This is a genomic window from Saccharothrix xinjiangensis (assembly GCF_039527585.1).
In the GTDB taxonomy this organism is placed as follows: Bacteria; Actinomycetota; Actinomycetes; order Mycobacteriales; family Pseudonocardiaceae; genus Actinosynnema; species Actinosynnema xinjiangensis.
In genome coordinates, this window is record NZ_BAAAKE010000001.1 from 1,086,088 (window position 1) to 1,104,942 (window position 18,855).

At 73.4% G+C, this 18,855-nt stretch carries 18 protein-coding genes; 12 read left to right on the plus strand and 6 right to left on the minus strand.

Features of this window, described 5'->3' with window-relative positions:
* The first annotated feature begins 33 nt into the window (after positions 1–33).
* A complete protein-coding gene (locus ABD223_RS05180) occupies positions 34–744 on the plus strand; it encodes a DUF2334 domain-containing protein (RefSeq protein ID WP_344034677.1) in 711 nt (236 codons plus the stop codon).
* Here the strand turns inward: ABD223_RS05180 and ABD223_RS05185 are convergent.
* On the minus strand, positions 666–1,280 hold the full coding sequence (locus ABD223_RS05185; protein WP_344034678.1) for an MBL fold metallo-hydrolase: 615 nt from the start codon (positions 1,278–1,280) through the stop codon (positions 666–668). The two genes, ABD223_RS05180 and ABD223_RS05185, sit on opposite strands and share 79 nt — an antisense overlap.
* Before the next feature lie 37 nt (positions 1,281–1,317).
* The gene (locus ABD223_RS05190; protein WP_344034680.1) at positions 1,318–2,289 is read right to left on the minus strand and encodes an NAD-dependent epimerase/dehydratase family protein; all 972 of its coding nucleotides are present in this window, start codon (positions 2,287–2,289) and stop codon (positions 1,318–1,320) included.
* A 100-nt stretch (positions 2,290–2,389) separates the two neighbouring features.
* Here ABD223_RS05190 and ABD223_RS05195 point away from each other — a divergent pair, with 100 nt between their 5' ends.
* The 4 genes from ABD223_RS05195 to purL all read left to right on the plus strand — a co-directional run bounded on the left by ABD223_RS05195 (position 2,390) and on the right by purL (position 6,332).
* Positions 2,390–2,917 carry a hypothetical protein gene (locus ABD223_RS05195; protein ID WP_344034681.1) on the plus strand — a complete coding sequence of 176 codons (528 nt, stop codon included), beginning with the start codon at positions 2,390–2,392 and terminating at the stop codon, positions 2,915–2,917.
* A gap of 228 nt (positions 2,918–3,145) precedes the next feature.
* Positions 3,146–3,385 (plus strand): phosphoribosylformylglycinamidine synthase subunit PurS, encoded by a 240-nt coding sequence (gene purS, locus ABD223_RS05200; protein ID WP_306743917.1) that lies wholly within the window; start codon positions 3,146–3,148, stop codon positions 3,383–3,385.
* On the plus strand, positions 3,382–4,053 hold the full coding sequence (purQ, locus tag ABD223_RS05205; protein WP_344034682.1) for a phosphoribosylformylglycinamidine synthase subunit PurQ: 672 nt from the start codon (positions 3,382–3,384) through the stop codon (positions 4,051–4,053). Before purS ends, purQ begins: the two co-directional genes overlap by 4 nt.
* On the plus strand, positions 4,053–6,332 hold the full coding sequence (purL, locus tag ABD223_RS05210) for a phosphoribosylformylglycinamidine synthase subunit PurL (protein ID WP_344034683.1): 2,280 nt from the start codon (positions 4,053–4,055) through the stop codon (positions 6,330–6,332). Before purQ ends, purL begins: the two co-directional genes overlap by 1 nt.
* A gap of 56 nt (positions 6,333–6,388) precedes the next feature.
* On the opposite strand, the gene ABD223_RS05215 is transcribed toward purL, so the two are convergent.
* Positions 6,389–7,177 (minus strand): lysozyme, encoded by a 789-nt coding sequence (locus ABD223_RS05215; RefSeq protein ID WP_344034684.1) that lies wholly within the window; start codon positions 7,175–7,177, stop codon positions 6,389–6,391.
* A 205-nt stretch (positions 7,178–7,382) separates the two neighbouring features.
* Positions 7,383–8,228 carry an aldo/keto reductase gene (locus tag ABD223_RS05220; protein WP_344034685.1) on the minus strand — a complete coding sequence of 282 codons (846 nt, stop codon included), beginning with the start codon at positions 8,226–8,228 and terminating at the stop codon, positions 7,383–7,385.
* A gap of 107 nt (positions 8,229–8,335) precedes the next feature.
* Between ABD223_RS05220 and ABD223_RS05225 the strand changes: the two genes are divergently transcribed.
* Positions 8,336–9,217 (plus strand): LysR family transcriptional regulator, encoded by an 882-nt coding sequence (locus tag ABD223_RS05225; RefSeq protein WP_344034686.1) that lies wholly within the window; start codon positions 8,336–8,338, stop codon positions 9,215–9,217.
* Here ABD223_RS05225 and ABD223_RS05230 read toward each other — a convergent pair.
* Together ABD223_RS05230 and ABD223_RS05235 are read right to left on the minus strand one after the other, a co-directional pair.
* The gene (locus ABD223_RS05230; protein WP_344034687.1) at positions 9,164–10,135 is read right to left on the minus strand and encodes a pentapeptide repeat-containing protein; all 972 of its coding nucleotides are present in this window, start codon (positions 10,133–10,135) and stop codon (positions 9,164–9,166) included. The two genes, ABD223_RS05225 and ABD223_RS05230, sit on opposite strands and share 54 nt — an antisense overlap.
* Positions 10,135–11,259, minus strand: a complete 1,125-nt coding sequence (locus ABD223_RS05235) for a pentapeptide repeat-containing protein (RefSeq protein WP_344034688.1) — start codon at positions 11,257–11,259, stop codon at positions 10,135–10,137. The genes ABD223_RS05230 and ABD223_RS05235 overlap by 1 nt, the downstream gene beginning before the upstream one ends.
* A gap of 145 nt (positions 11,260–11,404) precedes the next feature.
* Between ABD223_RS05235 and ABD223_RS05240 the strand changes: the two genes are divergently transcribed.
* From ABD223_RS05240 to ABD223_RS05265, 6 genes are all read left to right on the plus strand, one after another.
* Entirely contained in the window at positions 11,405–12,226 is an 822-nt protein-coding gene (locus ABD223_RS05240) for an SAM-dependent methyltransferase (protein ID WP_344034689.1), read from the plus strand.
* A 154-nt stretch (positions 12,227–12,380) separates the two neighbouring features.
* Positions 12,381–14,543 (plus strand): putative bifunctional diguanylate cyclase/phosphodiesterase, encoded by a 2,163-nt coding sequence (locus ABD223_RS05245; protein WP_425563919.1) that lies wholly within the window; start codon positions 12,381–12,383, stop codon positions 14,541–14,543.
* Positions 14,544–14,598: 55 nt separating this feature from the next.
* Positions 14,599–16,512: a glycoside hydrolase family 15 protein gene (locus ABD223_RS05250; protein ID WP_344034691.1), complete on the plus strand. Its 1,914-nt coding sequence runs from the start codon at positions 14,599–14,601 to the stop codon at positions 16,510–16,512.
* Between the two features lie 57 nt (positions 16,513–16,569).
* On the plus strand, positions 16,570–17,163 hold the full coding sequence (locus tag ABD223_RS05255; RefSeq protein WP_344034692.1) for a DUF3558 domain-containing protein: 594 nt from the start codon (positions 16,570–16,572) through the stop codon (positions 17,161–17,163).
* 106 nt (positions 17,164–17,269) lie between these two features.
* The gene (locus tag ABD223_RS05260) at positions 17,270–17,656 is read left to right on the plus strand and encodes a transcriptional regulator (protein WP_344034693.1); all 387 of its coding nucleotides are present in this window, start codon (positions 17,270–17,272) and stop codon (positions 17,654–17,656) included.
* Positions 17,657–17,691: 35 nt separating this feature from the next.
* A partial coding sequence (locus ABD223_RS05265; RefSeq protein ID WP_344034694.1) for a PPE domain-containing protein occupies positions 17,692–18,855 on the plus strand: 1,164 nt, incomplete at its 3' end.

Consider the following 18,855-nt stretch of genomic DNA (forward strand, 5'->3'; position numbering starts at 1 on the left):
CGGGCGACACGCCGGTGCGGCGCACTGGGTGTCGTGCCCGCCCACCTCGTGGTTTCGCTGTCCGGCATCGGGCCGAGCACGCTCGCCCGGTGCGCCGACCTGGCCGACCGGCTCGACCGGCGGCACGTGCCGCTGTCGCTGCTGCTGGCGCCGCGCAGGGCGCCGGGACCGGCCCTGACCTGGGTCCGCGACCGCGTCGCCGCCGGTGACGCGCTCCTGCTGCACGGCTTCGACCACGCGCCCGACCCGGCGCGCCGGAACCGGGTGGGGCGCAAGCGCGCCGAGTTCGCCGCGTTGCCCGCCCACGAGGCGGGCCTGCGGCTGGTGGCCGCCCGGACCGCGCTGGCCCGCCTCGGCCTGCGCACGGACCTGTTCGCGCCGCCGAGCTGGCTCGCCTCGCCCGGCACGCTGGTCGCGCTGCGCGCGCACCGGTTCGCGGTGTGCGCCGACATGGCGGGCGTGCGCGACCTGCGCACCGGCGACGTGCGGCCGGGCCGGGTGCGGATGGTGGGCGAGCACTGGGGCCACCTGCTCGGCGCCGGGCGGGCGGCCCGCCGCGGCGGGCTGGTGCGGCTGGGCGTGGACGCGGCGTCGCTCGACCGGCTGGCGCCCGCGCTGCTGGAGGCCGTCGACCTGGTCCTGCACCACGGCGCCGTGCCCGCCACCTACAGCTCGATCCCCTCGCCGCGGGGCAGGACGACCACCTCGACGCCCTCCGGCGCGGTGCCGGACAGGACCCGGTAGTACACGTCGGTCACGGCCAGGAGCGCTTCGTGGACCGGCACGGCCTTGCGCGGCGACACCGCGGCCAGGAAGTCCGCCGCGTCGGACACCTTCATCCACGGCGCGGCGGTCGGCAGCGCCAGCACGTCCACGCGCTGCTCCGGCACGACCAGCGAGTCGCCCGGGTGGTAGAACGCGCCGTGGTCGACCAGGTAGCCGACGTTCGCGGGCGCCGGCGGCAGGTCGCGGTGGATCACCTCGTGCGGCGCGTCGAGCACGTGGACGGTCGCGGCGGCGATCTCCAGCACGTCGCCGGGCGCGGTCCTGGTGGCGCCGTCGAGGTCGAACGGCGCGAACAGCCGGGCGCCCGGGTTGGCCTCGCGCAGGGCGGGCAGCCGGTCGACGTCCAGGTGGTCGACGTGCTCGTGCGTGACCAGGACCGCGTCCAGCCCGGCGACCCGCTCGAAACCGGTGGAGAACGCGCCCGGGTCGAACAGCAGGCGCGCGCCGCCCGTGTCGACCAGCAGGCACGAATGCCCGAAGTGGACGATTTTCACGGTGGGTGCTCCTCTCGCCCCACCGTTCTACACCGGCTCAGCCCACCGCGCGCAGCAGCTCCTCCTCGACGCGCGGCGGCAGGCCGGCCCGCCGGTCGCGGTCGAGGCCCAGCGCGCGTTCGTGGTCGAGGGTGTCGCGCGCGGTCTCCGCGGTGGGCCGGGGCCGCAGCCCGGCGGCCATCGCCGGACCCGCGTCGCGGAACATCAGCGACCGGTGGGTGGCGGGCAGCCACAGCGGCAGCGAGCGCGGCCCCGCCCACGGCGCGACCTCGTGCCGCCGCAGGACCTCCTCGGGCACGCGCACCAGCTCGGTGCCCTGCGGCGCGACCGCGCCCGCGATCTCGCCCAGGACCAGCGCCAGCGGGTTCGCCGGGCCGACCGCGTCGTAGGTGCCGGTGACGCGCTGCTCCGCGGCGTCCACCACCCAGGCGGCCAGGTCGCGGACGTCGACGTGCTGCGCCGGCTGGTCCGGCGCGTCCGGGACCACCGCGCGGCCGCCCCGGGACAGGCGGTTGGGCCAGTAGCCGAAGCGGTCGCTCTTGTCGCCGGGACCGGTGATCAGGCCCGCGCGGACGATGAACGCCCGGTCGCCGCGCGCGTCGCGGACCGCGTTCTCGCTGGCCACCTTGATCGCGCCGTAGCGGTCGGGCGACCTGGGCGCGTCCCGCTCGTCCTCCAGCGGGTCGAGCGTGCGGGTGCCGCCGGGCGTGCCGTGGTCGGCGTAGACGGAGCAGCTGGAGATGAACGTCCAGTGGTCCGCGCCCACGGACCGCAGCGCGTCCCGCACCCAGGTGACGGACATGGTGGCCACGTCGACCGCGGCGTCGAAGCGCTCGCCGGCGAGGGGGCCGAGGCCCGCGTCGCGGTCGACCGGCACGTGGGTCGCGCCGTCGGGCGCCGAGCCTGACTCGCCGCGCGCCGCGCACACCACCTCGTGGCCGCGCCGCACCGCCTCGGCGGCCGTCGCGTGGCCGAGGAAGACCGTGCCGCCCAGCACCAGGATCCGCATGATCCCCAGATTAGGGCCGGGAGCGGCAGGGACCGGCGGGTACGCCGACGGCGAACAGGGCGAACACACGTTCGGGTGGACTCGGTGCACGGCCGTGGCTGTGCGCGCTTTTGTCGACGTGTCCCGTCGCAACGACACGTACTACCTGGGCGCCGCTCTGGTGGACCCCCGGCACCTGGCCGTCCTGCGGAAGCGGTTGCGGGAGCTGCTCCTGCCGGGGCAGCGGGAGTTGCACTTCCAGCGCGAAAAGCCCCAGCGGCGCAAGGTGGTCCTGTCGGGCCTGGTGAAGCTCGGGGTGCGGGTCGACATCTACCGCGCCGACTGCCGGCGGGGCGAGGAGCGCGCCCGTCAGGTGTGCCCGACCGGGCTGGTCGACGACCTGCTCGACGGGGAGGCCCACCGGCGCGTGCTCGACAGCCGGGCCGGCCGCGACGAACTCGACGCGCACACCGTCCGCGTGGCCATGGGCAAGCACGCCCGGGACACGGGCCTGACCTACGAGCACTTCGACAGCACCGGCGACCCCTGCTGTGGCTGGCCGACATCGCCGTGTGGAGCTACGGCGCGGGCGGTGACTGGGCGCGCCGCGCCGATGATCGGCTCGGTCATCAGGCTCGACCAGCTCTAGAAAGCGCGAAGCGCGGCCGCCGACCGTCCGGACGGGTGCCGCGCTCACTTCCTCGGCTTACGGGCCGAAGCTGTGACCAGATCAGCAGACGGCCTCCCCGGATTACCCCTCCACGACCGGGTGAACCTGGGTGAACGTGTGCCCCCCACCACGCGGGAACTGGATGAACACCCAGGTCAGGTAGGCTTCCCGGGTACCGCCAGCCCTCCTACCTTGGAGCAGCCTGTCGTGGCCCGAGTCGTCGTCGACGTCATGCCGAAGCCCGAAATCCTCGACCCCCAGGGACAGGCGGTGGCCAACGCGCTGCCCCGCCTCGGGTTCGACGGAATCACCACTGTCCGCCAGGGCAAGCACTTCGAGCTGGAGGTCGCCGACGACGTCGACGACGCCACGCTCGCCAAGATCGCCGAGACGTTCCTCGCCAACCCCGTGATCGAGGACTGGGTCGTGAGGCGGGTCGAGGCATGAGGGTCGGGGTCATCACCTTCCCCGGCACGCTGGACGACGTCGACGCGGCCCGCGCGGTCCGGTACGCGGGCGGGGAGGCGGTCAGCCTCTGGCACGCCGACCACGACCTCAAGGGCGTCGACGCGGTCATCGTGCCCGGTGGCTTCTCCTACGGCGACTACCTGCGCTGCGGCGCCATCGCCCGGTTCGCGCCGGTGATGCAGGAGGTCGTGGAGGCGGCGAACAAGGGCATGCCGGTGCTCGGCATCTGCAACGGCTTCCAGATCCTCTGCGAGGCCCACCTGCTGCCCGGCGCGCTGGTCCGCAACTCCAAGCTGCACTTCGTGTGCCGCGACCAGTGGCTCAGGGTCGAGAACAACGAGACCGCCTGGACCACCCGGTACGACCGGGGCGCCGAGATCCTCGTGCCGCTCAAGTCCGGCGAGGGCGGCTACCAGGCCGACCAGCGGACCCTCGACGAGCTGGAGGGCGAGGGCCGCGTCGTCTACCGCTACGTCGGCGAGGACCCGAACGGCTCGCGCAACGGCATCGCGGGCATCACCAGCGCCAACGGCCGGGTCGTCGGCCTCATGCCGCACCCGGAGCACGCGATCGACGCGCTCACCGGGCCGACCGACGACGGCCTCGGCATGTTCCTGTCCCTCGTCGACTCGGTGGTGAAGGCCTGATGACCGTCAACACCGGCAACACCGTGGACACCGTCGAGAACGCCGAGAAGACGCCCGACCAGGAGCAGCCCTACAAGGAGCTGGGCCTGAAGGACGACGAGTACGCCCGCATCAAGGAGATCCTGGGCCGCCGGCCCACGGACGCCGAGCTGGCGGTGTACTCGGTGATGTGGAGCGAGCACTGCTCCTACAAGTCGTCCAAGGTGCACCTGAAGTACTTCTCCGACACCACCACCGACGAGATGCGCGCCAAGATGCTCGCGGGCATCGGCGAGAACGCGGGCGTGGTGGACATCGGCGACGGCTGGGCGGTCACGTTCAAGGCCGAGAGCCACAACCACCCGTCCTACGTCGAGCCGTACCAGGGCGCGGCCACGGGTGTCGGCGGCATCGTCCGCGACATCCTCGCCATGGGCGCCCGTCCGCTGGCCGTGATGGACCCGCTGCGGTTCGGCCCGGCCGACGCGCCGGACACGCGCCGCGTGCTGCCCGGGATCGTCGCCGGCGTCGGCGGCTACGGCAACTGCCTGGGCCTGCCGAACATCGGCGGCGAGGTCGTGTTCGACGCGACCTACGCGGGCAACCCGCTGGTCAACGCCCTGTGCGTGGGTGCGATGCGGGTCGAGGACCTGCACCTGGCGCACGCCTCGGGCACCGGCAACAAGATCATCCTGTTCGGTGCGCGCACCGGTCTCGACGGCATCGGCGGCGTGTCCGTGCTGGCGTCCGAGACCTTCGACGACACCGCGGGCAAGCGGAAGAAGCTGCCCAGCGTCCAGGTGGGCGACCCGTTCACCGAGAAGGTGCTCATCGAGTGCTGCCTGGAGCTGTTCGCCGAGCGCATCGTGGTCGGCATCCAGGACCTGGGCGGCGCGGGCCTGGCGTGCGCGACGTCGGAGCTGGCCAGCGCCGGTGACGGCGGCATGCGCGTCCACCTGGAGCGGGTGCCGCTGCGCGCCACCGGCATGACCCCGGCGGAGATCCTGTCCAGCGAGTCGCAGGAGCGCATGTGCGCGGTCGTGCGGCCCGAGGACCTGGACGCGTTCATGGCGGTCTGCGCGAAGTGGGACGTCATCGCCACCGAGATCGGCGAGGTCACCGAGGGCGACCGGCTCGTCATCACCTGGCACGACGAGGTCGTGCTGGACGTCCCGCCGCGCACGGTCGCGCACGAGGGCCCGGTGTACCACCGGCCGATCGAGCGCCCGGCCGACCAGGACGCCCTCCAGGCCGACGCGCCGGACCGGCTGGCGCGGCCCTCCGGGGACGAGCTGCTGGAGCTGGTCAAGACCATGGCGGCGTCGCCGAACCTGGCGTCGAAGCGGTGGGTGACCCAGCAGTACGACCGGTACGTGCGCGGCGGCACGGTGCTCGCCCAGCCGTCCGACTCGGGCATGATCCGCATCGACGAGTCGACGCGCCGGGGCGTGGCGCTGTCCACCGACTGCAACGGCCGCTACACCAGGCTCGACCCGTACGCGGGCGCGCAGCTCGCGCTGGCCGAGGCGTACCGGAACGTCGCCACCTCGGGCGCCACGCCGGTCGCGGTGACCAACTGCCTGAACTTCGGCTCGCCGGAGGACCCGGCGGTGATGTGGCAGTTCGAGCAGGCCGTGAAGGGCCTCGCGGACGGCTGCGCCGAGCTGGGCATCCCGGTGACCGGCGGCAACGTCAGCTTCTACAACCAGACCGGCGCCACGGCGATCCTGCCGACGCCGGTGGTGGGCGTGCTGGGCGTGATCGACGACGTCCGCCGCCGCATCCCGACCGGGATCGGCGCGGAGGCGGGCGAGACGCTGCTGCTGCTCGGCGAGACGCGCGACGAGTTCGGCGGCTCGGAGTGGGCGCACGTGGTGCACGGCCACCTGGGCGGCCTGCCGCCGAAGGTGGACCTGGCCCGCGAGAAGCTGCTGGGCGAGGTGCTGGTGGCGGGTTCGCGCGACGGGATGGTGTCCGCCGCGCACGACCTGTCCGACGGCGGCCTGGCGCAGGCGCTGGTGGAGACGTGCCTGATCGGCGAGGTGGGCGCCCGGGTGTTCCTGGAGGGCGACCTGTTCACCGAGCTGTTCAGCGAGTCCACCGCCCGCGTGCTGGTGGCCGTGCCGCGCACGGAGGAGCTGCGGTTCACCGACATGTGCGCCGCGCGCGGCCTGCCGTGGCGCAAGGTCGGCGTGGTGGACCCGGAGTCCGGCGCCCTGGAGGTCCAGGGTCTCGGCAGCCTGCCGCTGGCGGAGCTGCGCGAGGCGTGGGAGGGCACCCTCCCGGCGCTGTTCGACTGACGGCCCGCGGGGTCGGCCGGGTGCGGGGACGCGCCCGGCCGACCCACCGCGGCGCGTCAGCCGTCGGCCAGCGCCTGCAACCGGTCGTAGGCGCCGTTGAACTGGTTCTGGTCGATGGGCGAGGACGAGTACTGCCAGAACGTGTGGTACGGCCACGCGTAGGGCAGGGCGCCGATCGTCGACGAGTAGCGCGCCACCCACAGCGGGTTGGTGGAGCTGAAGTCGCCGCCCGCGCACTGGTTCCACCAGCTGGTGGACGTGTAGATGACCGGCCAGCGGCCGGTGCGCGCGTGGTAGCGGTCGCTGAACGACTTGACCCAGGCGGTCATGCCCGCCTTGGACAGCCCGTAGCAGGTCGCGCCGTACGGGTTGTACTCCATGTCCAGCGCGCCGGGCAGGGTCCGGCCGTCCGGGGACCAGCCGCCGCCGTTGTTGACGAAGTAGTCCGCCTGGGCGGCGCCGCCGGAGCGGTCGGGCAGCGCGAAGTGGTACGCGCCGCGGATCATGCCCACGTCGTGGGAGCCGTTGTACTGCTGGGCGAAGTACGGGTTGCGGTAGCCGGTGCTCTCGGTGGCCTTGACGTAGGCGAACCGCTTGCCGAGGCCCCACCAGTGGTTCCAGTCGACGTTGCCCTGGTGGCCGCTCACGTCGATGCCGTACACGACGGCTTGGGTGCTGGGGTCGTCGGGCACCACGGCGCGTGGCGAGCCTCCCTCGTGCTTGCGGATCTGCGAGCCCATGGCGTGGTCCTCGGCGGGAGCGGCCGACGCGGGAGCGGCTAAGCCGGCCAGGGCCAGCACGGCGCAGGTCAACAGTGCTGTGGCGGAGCGTGCGAAGGTGTTCATCGGGACTCCTGGAGCCAGTGCAGGGAGTTGACTCGTTGGGCAGTGTGCGACAGGACCAACCGGTTCACCAGAGTCTTCGTTAATCGGTCACGAAAACGGAGCAGTCCGGGCCGGCCGCGAGGTGCGGCCGTCAACCCGGACGGCTCAGGTGTTTCGCGGGTTGGTCAGATCGTCGTCCCGATCGCCCCGTTCCGCCATTCGGCGGTCACCCGTCGAGTCGGCGCAGCTCCTCCCCGGTCAGCTCCAGGTGCACGGCGGCGGCCGAGTCGGTGATGCTCGCGGGCCGCGACGCGCCCGGGATCGGCACCACCTGCGGCGCCTTGGCGAGCATCCACGCCAGGCACACCTGCTGCGGGCTCACCCCGTGCGCCGCGCCGACCTCGGCGAACGCGCCGAACCGCTCGCCCAGCCGCCCGGCCGCGCTGATGCCGCCCAGCGGGCTCCACGGCAGGAACGCGACGCCCAGCTCCGCGCACAGCTCCAGCTCCGGCTCGCTGGAGCGGAACGCGGGCGAGAACTGGTTCTGCACGCTCGCCAGCCGGCCGCCCAGCACCTCGTGGGCCTCGCGGATCTGCGCGGGGTCGAAGTTGGACACGCCCGCGAGCTTGACCTTGCCCTCGTCCAGCAGCTCGGCCAGCGCGCCGACGGACTCGGCGGTCGGCACGTCCGGGTCGGGCCGGTGGAACTGGTAGAGGTCGAGGGCGTCCACGCCCAGCCGCCGCAGCGACGCCTCGCAGGCGGCCTTCAGGTACTCGGGCCTGCCGTTGAGGGCCCAGCCGCCGTCGGCGGTGCGGGTGTGGCCGCCCTTGGTGGCGACCAGGACGCCGTCCACGCCCTTGAGCGCCTCGGCGATCAGCTCCTCGTTGTGCCCGAAGTCGCTGTCGTCGGCGGAGTAGGCGTCGGCCGTGTCGATCAGGGTCACGCCCGCCTCGACGGCGGCGCGGATGGTCCCGACGGCCTGGGCGCGGTCGGGTCGGCCCTCCAGCGACATGGGCATCCCGCCCAGGCCGATGGCACTGACCTCGACTCCACCGATGCGGCGAGTCAGCATCTTGACGTACCTCCGTGTCGGTCCTTGTGCGGTTCCAGCTTGGGCCGACCGCATTAAGCTGTCCAACAGAAGGACCTGATGCCATTCAGCAGTACGGGTGATGAATCGTGGAGCTCCGGCAGCTGGAGTACTTCGTGGCCGTGGCCGAGGAGTGCCACTTCACGCGTGCCGCGCGGCGGATGCACGTCGCCCAGTCGGGTCTGTCGGCGTCCATCCGGGCGCTGGAGGTCGAGCTGGGCGCGCCGCTGTTCGTGCGCAGCACCCGGCAGGTGGAGCTGACCCAGGCCGGGCGGGCGCTGCTGGCGGAGGCGCGCCGCGCGCTGGGCGCGGTCGACGCGGCGCGGGACGCGGTGGCGGCCGTCCAGGGGCTGCTGCGCGGCGAGCTGTCCGTCGGCAGCGTCCAGTGCCTGCACGGCGTGCACCTGCCGGCCGTGCTGGCGCGGTTCCACGAGCTGCACCCCGGGGTGGAGCTGCGGTTGCGGCAGGCGGGGTCGGGCGAGCTGGTCGAGCTGGTGCGCGCGGGTCGGCTCGACCTCGCGTTCGTCACGGCCGGTCACGTCACGGATGACCTGAAGGTGTCGGCCCTGTCCACCGAACCGCTGGTGTTGGCGTGCGCGCCCGAACTGCCGTTGGCGGCGCGGGAGTCGGTGCGGCTCGCCGAGCTGGCGGGTCAGCCGTTCGTGGATTTCACCCCGGACCGGGGGACGCGCGACGCGGTGGACCGCGCCCTGGCCGCGGCCGGGGTGGACCGCCGGGTCGCCGTCGAGGTCGACGACGTGCACTCGCTGCTCGACTTCGTCGGCTTCGGCCTCGGCGTCGCGCTGGTGCCCCGGTCGTTCGCGGCGAAGAGGACCCGGGCCCGGTTCGTGGAGGTGGTGGACGCGCCGGTGGCCGAGACCGCGGTGGTCACCTCGCCGGCGGGCGGCGCGGCCGCGTCAGTCCTGCTGGACATGGTCCTCGACGGCCGCGGACTTCCCGTCGCCGGTTAGCGGCCACCCGGCGGGGTCGTTGCGGAACACGGTGCCCCCCTGCACGTCGAGGCTGCCGGTCAGCCCCTCCGGCGGTCGCGGCGGGAAGTGCAGGAACGTGCCCGCGGTCGCGCCGGCGTGCTGGAGGCCCCGCTTGAAGGTGGCGTCCTGGAACGAGATGCCGCCGTGGAACCTCCCGTCCTCGAAGTCCACCCGTCCGTGGAACGTGCCGCCGGAGAACAGGGCCGGCTGGGCGAGCGTGATCTCCCGGAACGCGGTGATGCCGTAGAACTGGGCGCGCCGGGCCACGAGCCGGCCGAACCGGCGGCCCTCCAGCCGGAAGTGCACGAGCTTCGCCCCGCTCAGGTCGACCTGGTACCTGGTCGCGTCCGGGTTCGAGCCCCACGGGAGCAGGTCGGTGATCAGCCGCTGCGCGGTCCGCCGGACCGTCATCTCCTGGTCCTGCTCGGGCGTGGCCCCCGGCTCGTCCTCGGGTTTGCCGAAGTAGGCCTGGTCGGGGTCCTCGGGCTTCTCCTTCAGCGCCGGGTGCTCGAAGGGGCGGCGCAGGTACGCGCACAGCACGTCCAGGACGGTCTGCTTGTACCGCTGGTTGGCCTTCGCCAGGTTGGCCAGCACGTGCATCGCGCCGACCCGGACCTGGTCGGCCTCGTTGCCCAGCAGCTCGACGGCCTTGGCGAACCGCTCGTCGGAGGCCTTGTCGCTCTCCAGCTCGTGCCGGGCCTCCTCGACGCGCCGCCGCCGGTCGTTGAGCCACAGCGCGTACAGCGCGACGACCGCGCCGCCCGCCAGCGCACCGGTCTTGATCGCCTCGGCCTTCGGCTGCCTCGGGTCGACCAGCAGCAGCGCCGCCGTGGTGGCGATCGTGACCAGCACCGCGGCGAGCACGCTCACCGCCAGCAACCACCGCCCGCGCCCCATCAGCTCCTCACCAGTCCCGTGCTCTCCTCGACCACCCAGCCGTCGGGCAGGTGGTTCTCGTGCCCGGTGGACACGTGCATGCCGATCGTGCGGGCGACCTGCGGCTCGGCCGGGCGCAGGTCGAGCGCGCGGGCGAACCTGGCCTGCCGGAAGTCGACGGGTTGGGCGAAGCGGGCGCCCTCGAACGTGACCGGCCCCCCGAACACCGCCTCGGCGAACTTGTTCGGCCCGCGGAACGCCGTGCGGGAGAAGTCGGTCCGCTGGTCGGCGCCGACCCGGAAGTGGCTGAACCAGGCCTTGCCGTGGAAGGTCATGTCGTGCAGGTAGAGCCGGCCCAGGCTCTCGGCGTCGGTGAACCACGCGCCGCCGTGCACGGTCGTGTGGTGGAACGAGTTGGACCGGTGCAGGTGCGCGGCGCGCAGCATGAGGTTGTTCACCTGCCGGTGCGAGATGTCGAAGTACTCCAGGTAGGCCCTGGTCAGGTCGAGGTCGTAGCGCGGCGCGTCGGGCACGTCGTCGCGGGGCAGCAGCTCGGCGATCAGCCGCTGGGCGGTGAGCCGGACCTCGAACTCGCGCCCGTGCTCGGGTTCCTGCCGGAGGTTCCGCCCCTCCCCGTCCGGGTCGACGAGGAACGGCCGCCGCAGGTAGGCGCACAGCACGTCGAGCACGGTCTGCCCGTACTCCGGGCGGGACCGCGCCAGGCCGGCCAGGGCGTGCATGGCGCCCACCCGCACCTGTTCGGCCTCGTGGCCGAGCAGTTCCACCGATCGGGCGAACCGCTCATCGGCGACCCGCGACCGGTCGTGTTCGGCGCGCTGGTTCTCCAGCTGCTGCCGCTCGCTGTCCAACAGGTGCCGGGCCTCGTCCGTCCGCCGCCGCCGGTCGTTGAGCCACAGGGCGTACAGGGCGATCACCGCGCCGCCCGCCAGCCCGCCGGTCTTGATCGCCTCGTGCTTCGGCGCGGTCGCGTCCACCGCGAACATCCAGCCCGCGACCAGCGCGAACGCGCCGATCGAACCGATCAGCGTCGGCGGCAGGAAGCTCTTCTTCCGCCGGTACTGCACCACGAGCAGCACGGCCGCCGCCGCCAGCACGCCCGCGCCCGCGATCCACAGGTAACCCACAAGGACGTCATTCTTCCCGGTGATGGACCTCGTTGGACCGCGATCCGGGATCAACGCAAGAGGACGGTGTGATAACTCACCGGATTGGCCCATGATGTGGGTTGTCACCGCAACGGTGGGGAATCGCGATCGTCGAGGAGAGCGTGTGGACAGCGTGGAGCGGCCGACCTGGGCGCCGGGCGACATCGACCTGAGCAGGCCCAGCATCGCGCGCGTCTACGACTACTGGCTCGGCGGCGCGCACAACTTCGCGGTCGACCGGGCCGTGGCCGACAACACCCTGGCCGACGCGCCGGTGATCAAGGACGTGGTGCTCAACCACCGCGCCTTCCTGCGGCGGGCCGTGCGCCACCTGCTCGACCAGGGCGTCCGCCAGTTCCTCGACCTCGGCTCGGGCATCCCCACCGTGGGCAACGTGCACGAGATCGCGCAGGCCACCGACCCGTCCGCGCGCGTGGTGTACGTGGACGTCGACCCGGTGGCGGTCGCGCACAGCCGGGCCATCCTGACCGGGAACGACCTGGTCCGCGTGCTCCAGCGGGACGTGCGGGACGCCGAGTCGGTGCTCGGCTCGCCCGAGGTGCGGGGGCTGCTCGACTTCGACCGGCCGATCGGCGTGCTGATGGTGGCGCTGCTGCACTTCGTGCCCGACGCCGAGGACCCGCAGGGCATCGTGGCGGCCTACCGGGACGCCGTGCCGCCCGGCAGCTACCTGGCGATCTCGCACACCGGGTACGAGGAGGGCGACTGGGACCCGGCGTGGGACCGGGCCACCGGCACCTACAACCGGGGCGTCACCGAGCTGGTCTGGCGCCGCCGGCACGAGGTGGAGGCCCTGTTCAAGGGGCTCGACCTGGTGGAGCCCGGGGTGGCGCGGCTGCCGTTGTGGCACCCGGAGTCGCCGGACGACGTCGGCGAGGACGCCGCCCGGTTCATCAGCTTCGGCGCGGTCGGGCGGAAGCCCTGATGGTGGGCGCGGACGTGGCCCGCGCGGCGGCGGACGCGGTCCGCGCGCCGGCGGCGGGCGTGGTCCGCGCCGCGGTGGTGACGCGTCGGCCGACCTGTCGACCGCGCACCGCGAGCGGCCGTATCCTCTGCGTTGTGGCGGCAGGCCGGCGAACATGACGGAACGGGTTGACCATCGGGTGGCAGCACCAGGCCGATCGAACCTCGACCCCGCCGTCCAGGCCGGGGCGGAGTCGTTCGCCCGGACCTGGGCCACCGCGGTCATCGGCAGCAGCTACGTGCCGATGACGCGGGCCGAGGTCGCCGAGCACCTCCAGGCGCTGACCGAGGTCCTGGTGCACGCGCTGCACGCCAGCCCGTTCCGCACCGCGCCGGGCTACGAGATCGGCGCGCGCCTCGTCGAGGCCCACTTCACCGGCACCGACACGCTGGGCCGCACCGTGCAGCTGCTCGGCGACGACCTGCTCGCCGAGCTGGGCGTGCCGCGGGACGAGCTGATGCGCTCCCGCCTGGCGGCCCTCCAGGGCGCGCTGTCCGCCGGGTACGCCCGCGCGCTGCGCGAGCGGACGCTGGCCGAGCAGGAGGCGATCCGCGCGGCCGTGCTGGACGCCCGCGACCAGGCCGAGGCCGCGCTGCGGGCGTCCGAGGCCCGGTTTCGCGCGATGTTCACCGAGGCCGCGATCGGCATCGGCATCGCCGACATCGAGGGCCGCATCCTGGACGTGAACCAGGCGTTGCAGGACATGCTCGGGTTCAGCGTCGAGGAGATGCGGCAGTACAACATCCGCGACCTGATGCACCCGGAGGACGGCAGCAACGTCTGGCGGCTGTACGACCAGCTCACCGCGGGCGAGTGCGACCACTACCGGGCCGAGAAGCGGTTCCGGCGGGCCGACGGCGAGCAGGTGTGGACGCACCTGACGCTGTCGCTGGTCCGCGACGACCACGGCGAGCCGCAGTACCAGGTGGCGATGATCGAGGACGTCACCGACCGCCACCTGCTCCAGAACCGGCTGCGCTACCAGGCGCTGCACGACCCGCTGACCGGCCTGCCGAACCGGGCGCTGTTCCTGGAGCGGCTCGGCCGGGTGTTCAACAACCGCCACAGCAGGCGGGCCGGCCTGTGCTACCTGGACCTGGACGGGTTCAAGGTGATCAACGACAGCCTGGGCCACGACATCGGCGACCGGCTGCTGGTCGAGGTGGGCCGCCGGCTGGACCTGTCGGTGTCCGGCGAGGGCAAGCTCGTGGCGCGCATGGGCGGCGACGAGTTCGTCATCCTGGTCGAGGGCTCGCGGGACACCGGGGACATCATCGCGGTGGCCGACCGCGTGCTGCGGGAGCTGGAGTCCCCGATCCGCATCGGCGGGCACGAGCTGACCGTGTCGGCGTCGATCGGCATCGTCGAGCGCGCCCTGTCCGGCACCACCGCGGCCGACCTGATGCGGGACGCGGACATCACGCTGTACTGGGCGAAGGCCGACGGCAAGTCCCGGTGGGCCCTGTACGACCCGGAGCGCAACGCCAAGGAGGTCGCCCGCTTCACGCTGTCCGCGACCATGCCCGCGGCGCTGGAGCGCGACGAGTTCTACGTGGACTACCAGCCGCTGGTGCGGCTGGAGGACAGCACGGTCGTGGGCGTGGAGGCCCTGGTCCGCTGGCAGCACCCGGAGTTCGGGCGGCTCGCGCCGGACCGGTTCATCGAGCTGGCCGAGGAGACCGGCCTGATCGTGCCGCTGGGCCGGTGGGTGCTGCGCAAGGCGTGCGAGCAGGCGCGCCGCTGGTTCGAGGCGTTCGGCGACAGCGCGCCGTTCGTGAGCGTCAACCTGGCGGTGCGGCAGTCGCGGGACCCCGAGCTGGTGCGGGACGTGAAGCGGATCCTGGACGAGTGCGCGCTGCCGCCGAACCACCTCCAGCTGGAGCTGACCGAGAGCGCCATCATGGGCACCGCGGACGAGCCGCTGGAGGCGCTGCGGGCGCTGTCGGACATGGGCGTGCGGATCGCGATCGACGACTTCGGCACCGGCTACTCGAACCTGGCGTACCTCAAGCACCTGCCCGTGCACGAGCTGAAGATCGCGGGCTCGTTCATGGAGGGGCTGCGGGCGGCCGACGAGGAGGACGCGGTGGACGCCCAGATCGTCTCCACCCTCGTCCAGCTGGCCCACGCGCTCCAGCTCGGCGTCACCGCGGAGGGCGTGGAGACCCCGGCGCAGGCCAAGCGGCTGCACCGGATCGGCTGCGACACGGGCCAGGGCTGGTTCTTCGCCAAGCCGATGAAGCCCGAGGACATCGACGAGCTGCTGAACCGCAGTTGATCGTCCTTTGTAGACAGTTGTTTGACGTGCCGCGCGGCGGTGCACCCAGGGGGGCATGACGCCACCCTTGGTCGCGGTGCTGCTGGCGAGCGCGTTGACCGTCCCCGGCCCACCGGCGACCTACATGCCCGCCGACAAGCAGGGGTTCGGCACGGCCCGCCAGGCGGGCAGCCCGGTCTGGTTCACCCTCGGCCGCGGCGGGCTGAACGAGGTCTTCTACCCCGACCTGAGCACCCCGGCCACCCGCGAGCTCAAGCTCGTGGTCAACGGCCGCACCGCGACCAACGCCCGCACCGAGCAGGTCGGCAGGCTGCGCTACCGGCAGGTGTTCGGCGGCCCCGGCTGGCAGGCGCGCGTCACCTACACCACCGACCCGTCCCGCGCGACCGTCCTGGCCGACGTCGAGGTCGAGGGCGAGCGGGTCGACGTGCGGGTGGTCTTCGACCCGAACCTGTCCCGCGACGGCGACGACGACATCGCCGTGGACCAGCCGGACGCCCTGGTGGCCCGCGACCGGCTGGCCGCGAGCGCCCTGGTCGCCGACCACGGCGTCACGCCCGTCTCCGCCACCACCGGCAACGTCGTCCAGACCGGCGAGCTGCGCCTGCGGCACGGCCGCACCACGCTGGCCATGGGGTTCGGCGCGAACCCCGAGGAGGCCCTGACCACCGCGCGCGCCTCGTTGATCGAGGGCTTCCCCCGCCACGCCCGCCGCTACGACCAGGGCTGGGACGACTACCTCAAGGACTTCGAGCGCCCGCGCGCCGCCGACCGCGACCTCTACGAGACGTCGCTGATGGTGCTGGCCGCCGCCGAGGACAAGCGCAACCCCGGCGCGTTCATCGCCTCGCCGAGCTTCCCGTGGGCGTTCGGCTTCGACCGCGAGGTCGCGCCCGAGTTCGGCTCCTACGCCCTGGTGTGGCCTCGTGACCAGTACCAGATCGCCGGCGCCCTGCTCGCCGCCGGCGACACCCGGGCCGCGCACCGCGCCCTCGACTTCATGCTGGACGTGCAGCAGCGGCCGGACGGCCACCTGCCGCAGAACACGCGCGTCACCGGCGAGCCGCACTGGACGAACGTGCAGCTGGACGAGCAGGCCGCGCCGGCGCTGCTGGCGTGGCTGCTCGGCCGCGCCGACCGCGACACCCTGGACGGGCTCGTGCGCGCCGCCGAGTTCATGGTCTCCCAGCCGAACGCGCCGTTCACCGAGCAGGAGCGCTGGGAGAACCAGGGCGGGTACTCGCCCGGCACGATCGCCTCCGCGATCGCCGGCCTGGTGTGCCTGGCCGACCTGCTCCAGCGGGCGGGCGACCCGCGGGCCGCGCGGTTCCTCGCGATCGCCGACGACTGGGAGGCCCGCGTCGAGGGCTGGACGGTCACCCGCACCGGCCCGTTCTCCGACCGGCCCTACTACCTGCGGCTCACCAAGGACGGGCAGCCCGACCGCGGCACTACCTACAACCCCGGCGACAACCACCCGACCGAGATCGACCAGCGCGCCGCCGTGGACCCGAGCTTCCTCGAACTCGTGCGCCTCGGCGTCCGGCCGCACGACGACCCCGTGGTGCGCAACACCGTGCGCGTCGTCGACGAGCAGCTCAAGCGCGGCCGGTTCTGGCACCGCTACAACGGCGACGGCTTCGGCGAGCGCGCCGACGGCGGCCCGTGGAACATCGGGCACGGCCGCACCTACGGCCGCACGTGGCCGATCTTCGCCGGCGAGCGCGGCGAGTACGAGCTGCTGGCCGGCGACCCGGGCGCGGCGCGCGGCCGGCTGGCCGACGTGGCGTCCGCCGCCAACGCGGGCCGGATGCTGCCCGAGCAGGTGTGGCGGGGCCGGGGCACCACCTCGGCGACGCCGCTGTCCTGGACCCACGCCCAGTACGTGCGGCTGGCGTGGTCGATCGAGGCGGGCGAGCCGGTCGAGCGGCCCGCCGTCGTGGCCTGCCGCTACGCGGAGCGCTGCTGACCCGGCCGTCACCCCGTTCGGGTGAGGGCCGGGGCGGGGGTCGGATACGTTGGGGCCATGCGTCGTGCCGTGCCGCTCCTCGCTGCCCTGGTCCTGCTCGCGGGCTGCTCCCGGATCACGGGCGGGTCCGCCACCGCCGGCGACCGGGAGCCCGAGCCCACCCGGACGACCGGCGCCGGGTCGAGCGAGCCGACGTCGCCTTCGAAGGCGCCCGTCGACCGACCGAAGAAGATCGACGTGGCGGCCGTCGACCCGTGCGCCACGCTGACCGAGGCGCAGCGCGCCCTGTTCGGCGCCACCGGGGAGCCGCGTCCCGGCACCGCCACCACCTACCAGTCGCCGACCTGCAACTTCTCCCGCGAAGACCACAGGTGGGGCTTCCGCGTGACGACCGTGACCACCACCGGCATCTCCTGGTACACCGACGGCAGCTTCGCCGTGGAGCCGGAGCACCTGGAGGTCGGCGGCTTCCCCGCGGTGCTCGGCCGGGCGCCCGGCGACGACGAGGTCTGCTTCCTGGGCGTCGACGTCGCCGACGGGCAGATGGTCGACGTGCAGGTGTCGAGCTTCGAGGACGTGCCCGCGGACGAGCTGTGCCGGCTCGCGCCGCAGATCGCCGGGGCCGTGGTCGAGACCATCGCGAACAAGTAGCGGTAGTCGGCTCGCAGGCGGAACCACTCACCCGTGTGACGCATCAGAGCTAAAGTCATCCCGGAAGCGCACGGTGGGGTGTGCGCGGCGTTGAGGAGGGTGTGTCTTGTTCATCGACGGCGGCGGTGGTGGTTCCTCGCGGACCACGCCGGAGTACAGCGGGACGCAGCAGAAGCTGAGCATCGAGCCGTCGGCGATCCCCGACGCCCGCAAGGTGTTCGGCGACGCCCTCCACCGCCTGGAGGACCAGCTGGCCGACGCGAAGGCCGCCCTGCGCGCCCGGCGGTGGGCGGGCGACCCGGTGAGCCAGGAGACCGCCGAGAAGTTCAACCAGGACACCTTCGAGGCCGGCGACTCGGCCGCGCTGTCCGCGATCGAGGCCTACCGCGACCAGCTCAAGGGCGTCGTGGACCAGCTGACCGCGATCGAGGCCGACTACCGCCGCGTCGAGGGCGACAACACCGCGTCCTGGGGACGCGTCCACAACGACTGACATGACGACCAACGCACCCGAGGGGGGCGAGCACCATGGGTGACCACCGCTGGCGCGGTTACGCACACCCCGATCTGTACCGCATGATCAACGAGGGTCCCGGCGTGGCGGCCTCCCGCCCCATCGAGGACAAGTGGAAGTCGCTGTCCGAGACCCTGGCCGAGATCGACACCTCCATCCACCGGGGACTGGAGAAGCTCGGCGCGGTGTGGGAGGGCTCCAGCGCGAACGAGGCGCGGGCGGCGCTCTCGCCGCTGGGCGAGTGGGCGTCGGACGCGCAGCGCGCCTCGGACGTGATGAAGTCCTCCGCGCAGCTCCAGGGCGAGTACATCGTGGACGCGCGCAAGGAGATGCCCGAACCGATCCCGGTGACCACCGAGGCGCCGTCCACCGGCGACAAGGTCCTCGGCGCGCTGACCGGCCCGGTCGGCATGATGCACGTCATCCAGCAGCAGCAGGACCACGAGCGGCAGGAAGCGGCGCAGGACAACGCCGAGGCCAAGGCCGTCGAGGTGATGAACAACTACCAGTCCAACAGCGAGTGGAACAGCAACACGCTGGGTGAGTTCGTCCCGCCGCCGAAGGTCGTCGTCGACACGCCGCCGCCCGCCGGCGCGGGCGAGTACAACAGCTACACCGTGGCCCAGAGCTCCACGCAGCCGTCCTGGAGCGCGCCCGGCGGCGGTGGCGGCACCACCACCCCGTCGTGGGCGCCGCCTCCCGGCCCGGCCACCGGGGTGCCCAACCCGCTGCCCGGCGGTGGCACGACCACCCCGTCGTGGGCGCCGCCGAGCACGCCGACGCCGACGCCGACCCCGCAGCCGGTGCCGCCGCCGCCGGTCACCGTGAAGCCGCCCGTCGGTCCCCCGCTGCCGCCCCCGGTGTGGACGCCGCCGAAGCCCCCGGGCAACGGCCCCGTCCTGCCGCCGAGGGGCCCCGTCGGCCCGAGCGGTCCCGGCGCGCGGCCGAACCTGCCGCCCGGCGTGCGCGCTCCCGGCGTGCCCGGCGGCCCGGGGATGCCCGGTGGTCCCGGCGGCCCCAACGGTCCCGGTGCGCGCGGCGGCGTGCCCGGGATGCCGGGCGTGCCCGGTGGCCCCGGCACGCCCGGTGGTCCCGGTGGCGTCCCCGGCGGCTCCAACCCGGCCGGCATGGGCCCGCGCGGCCCCCTGGCCGGCGGTCCCGGCGGTGTCGGCGGCGGT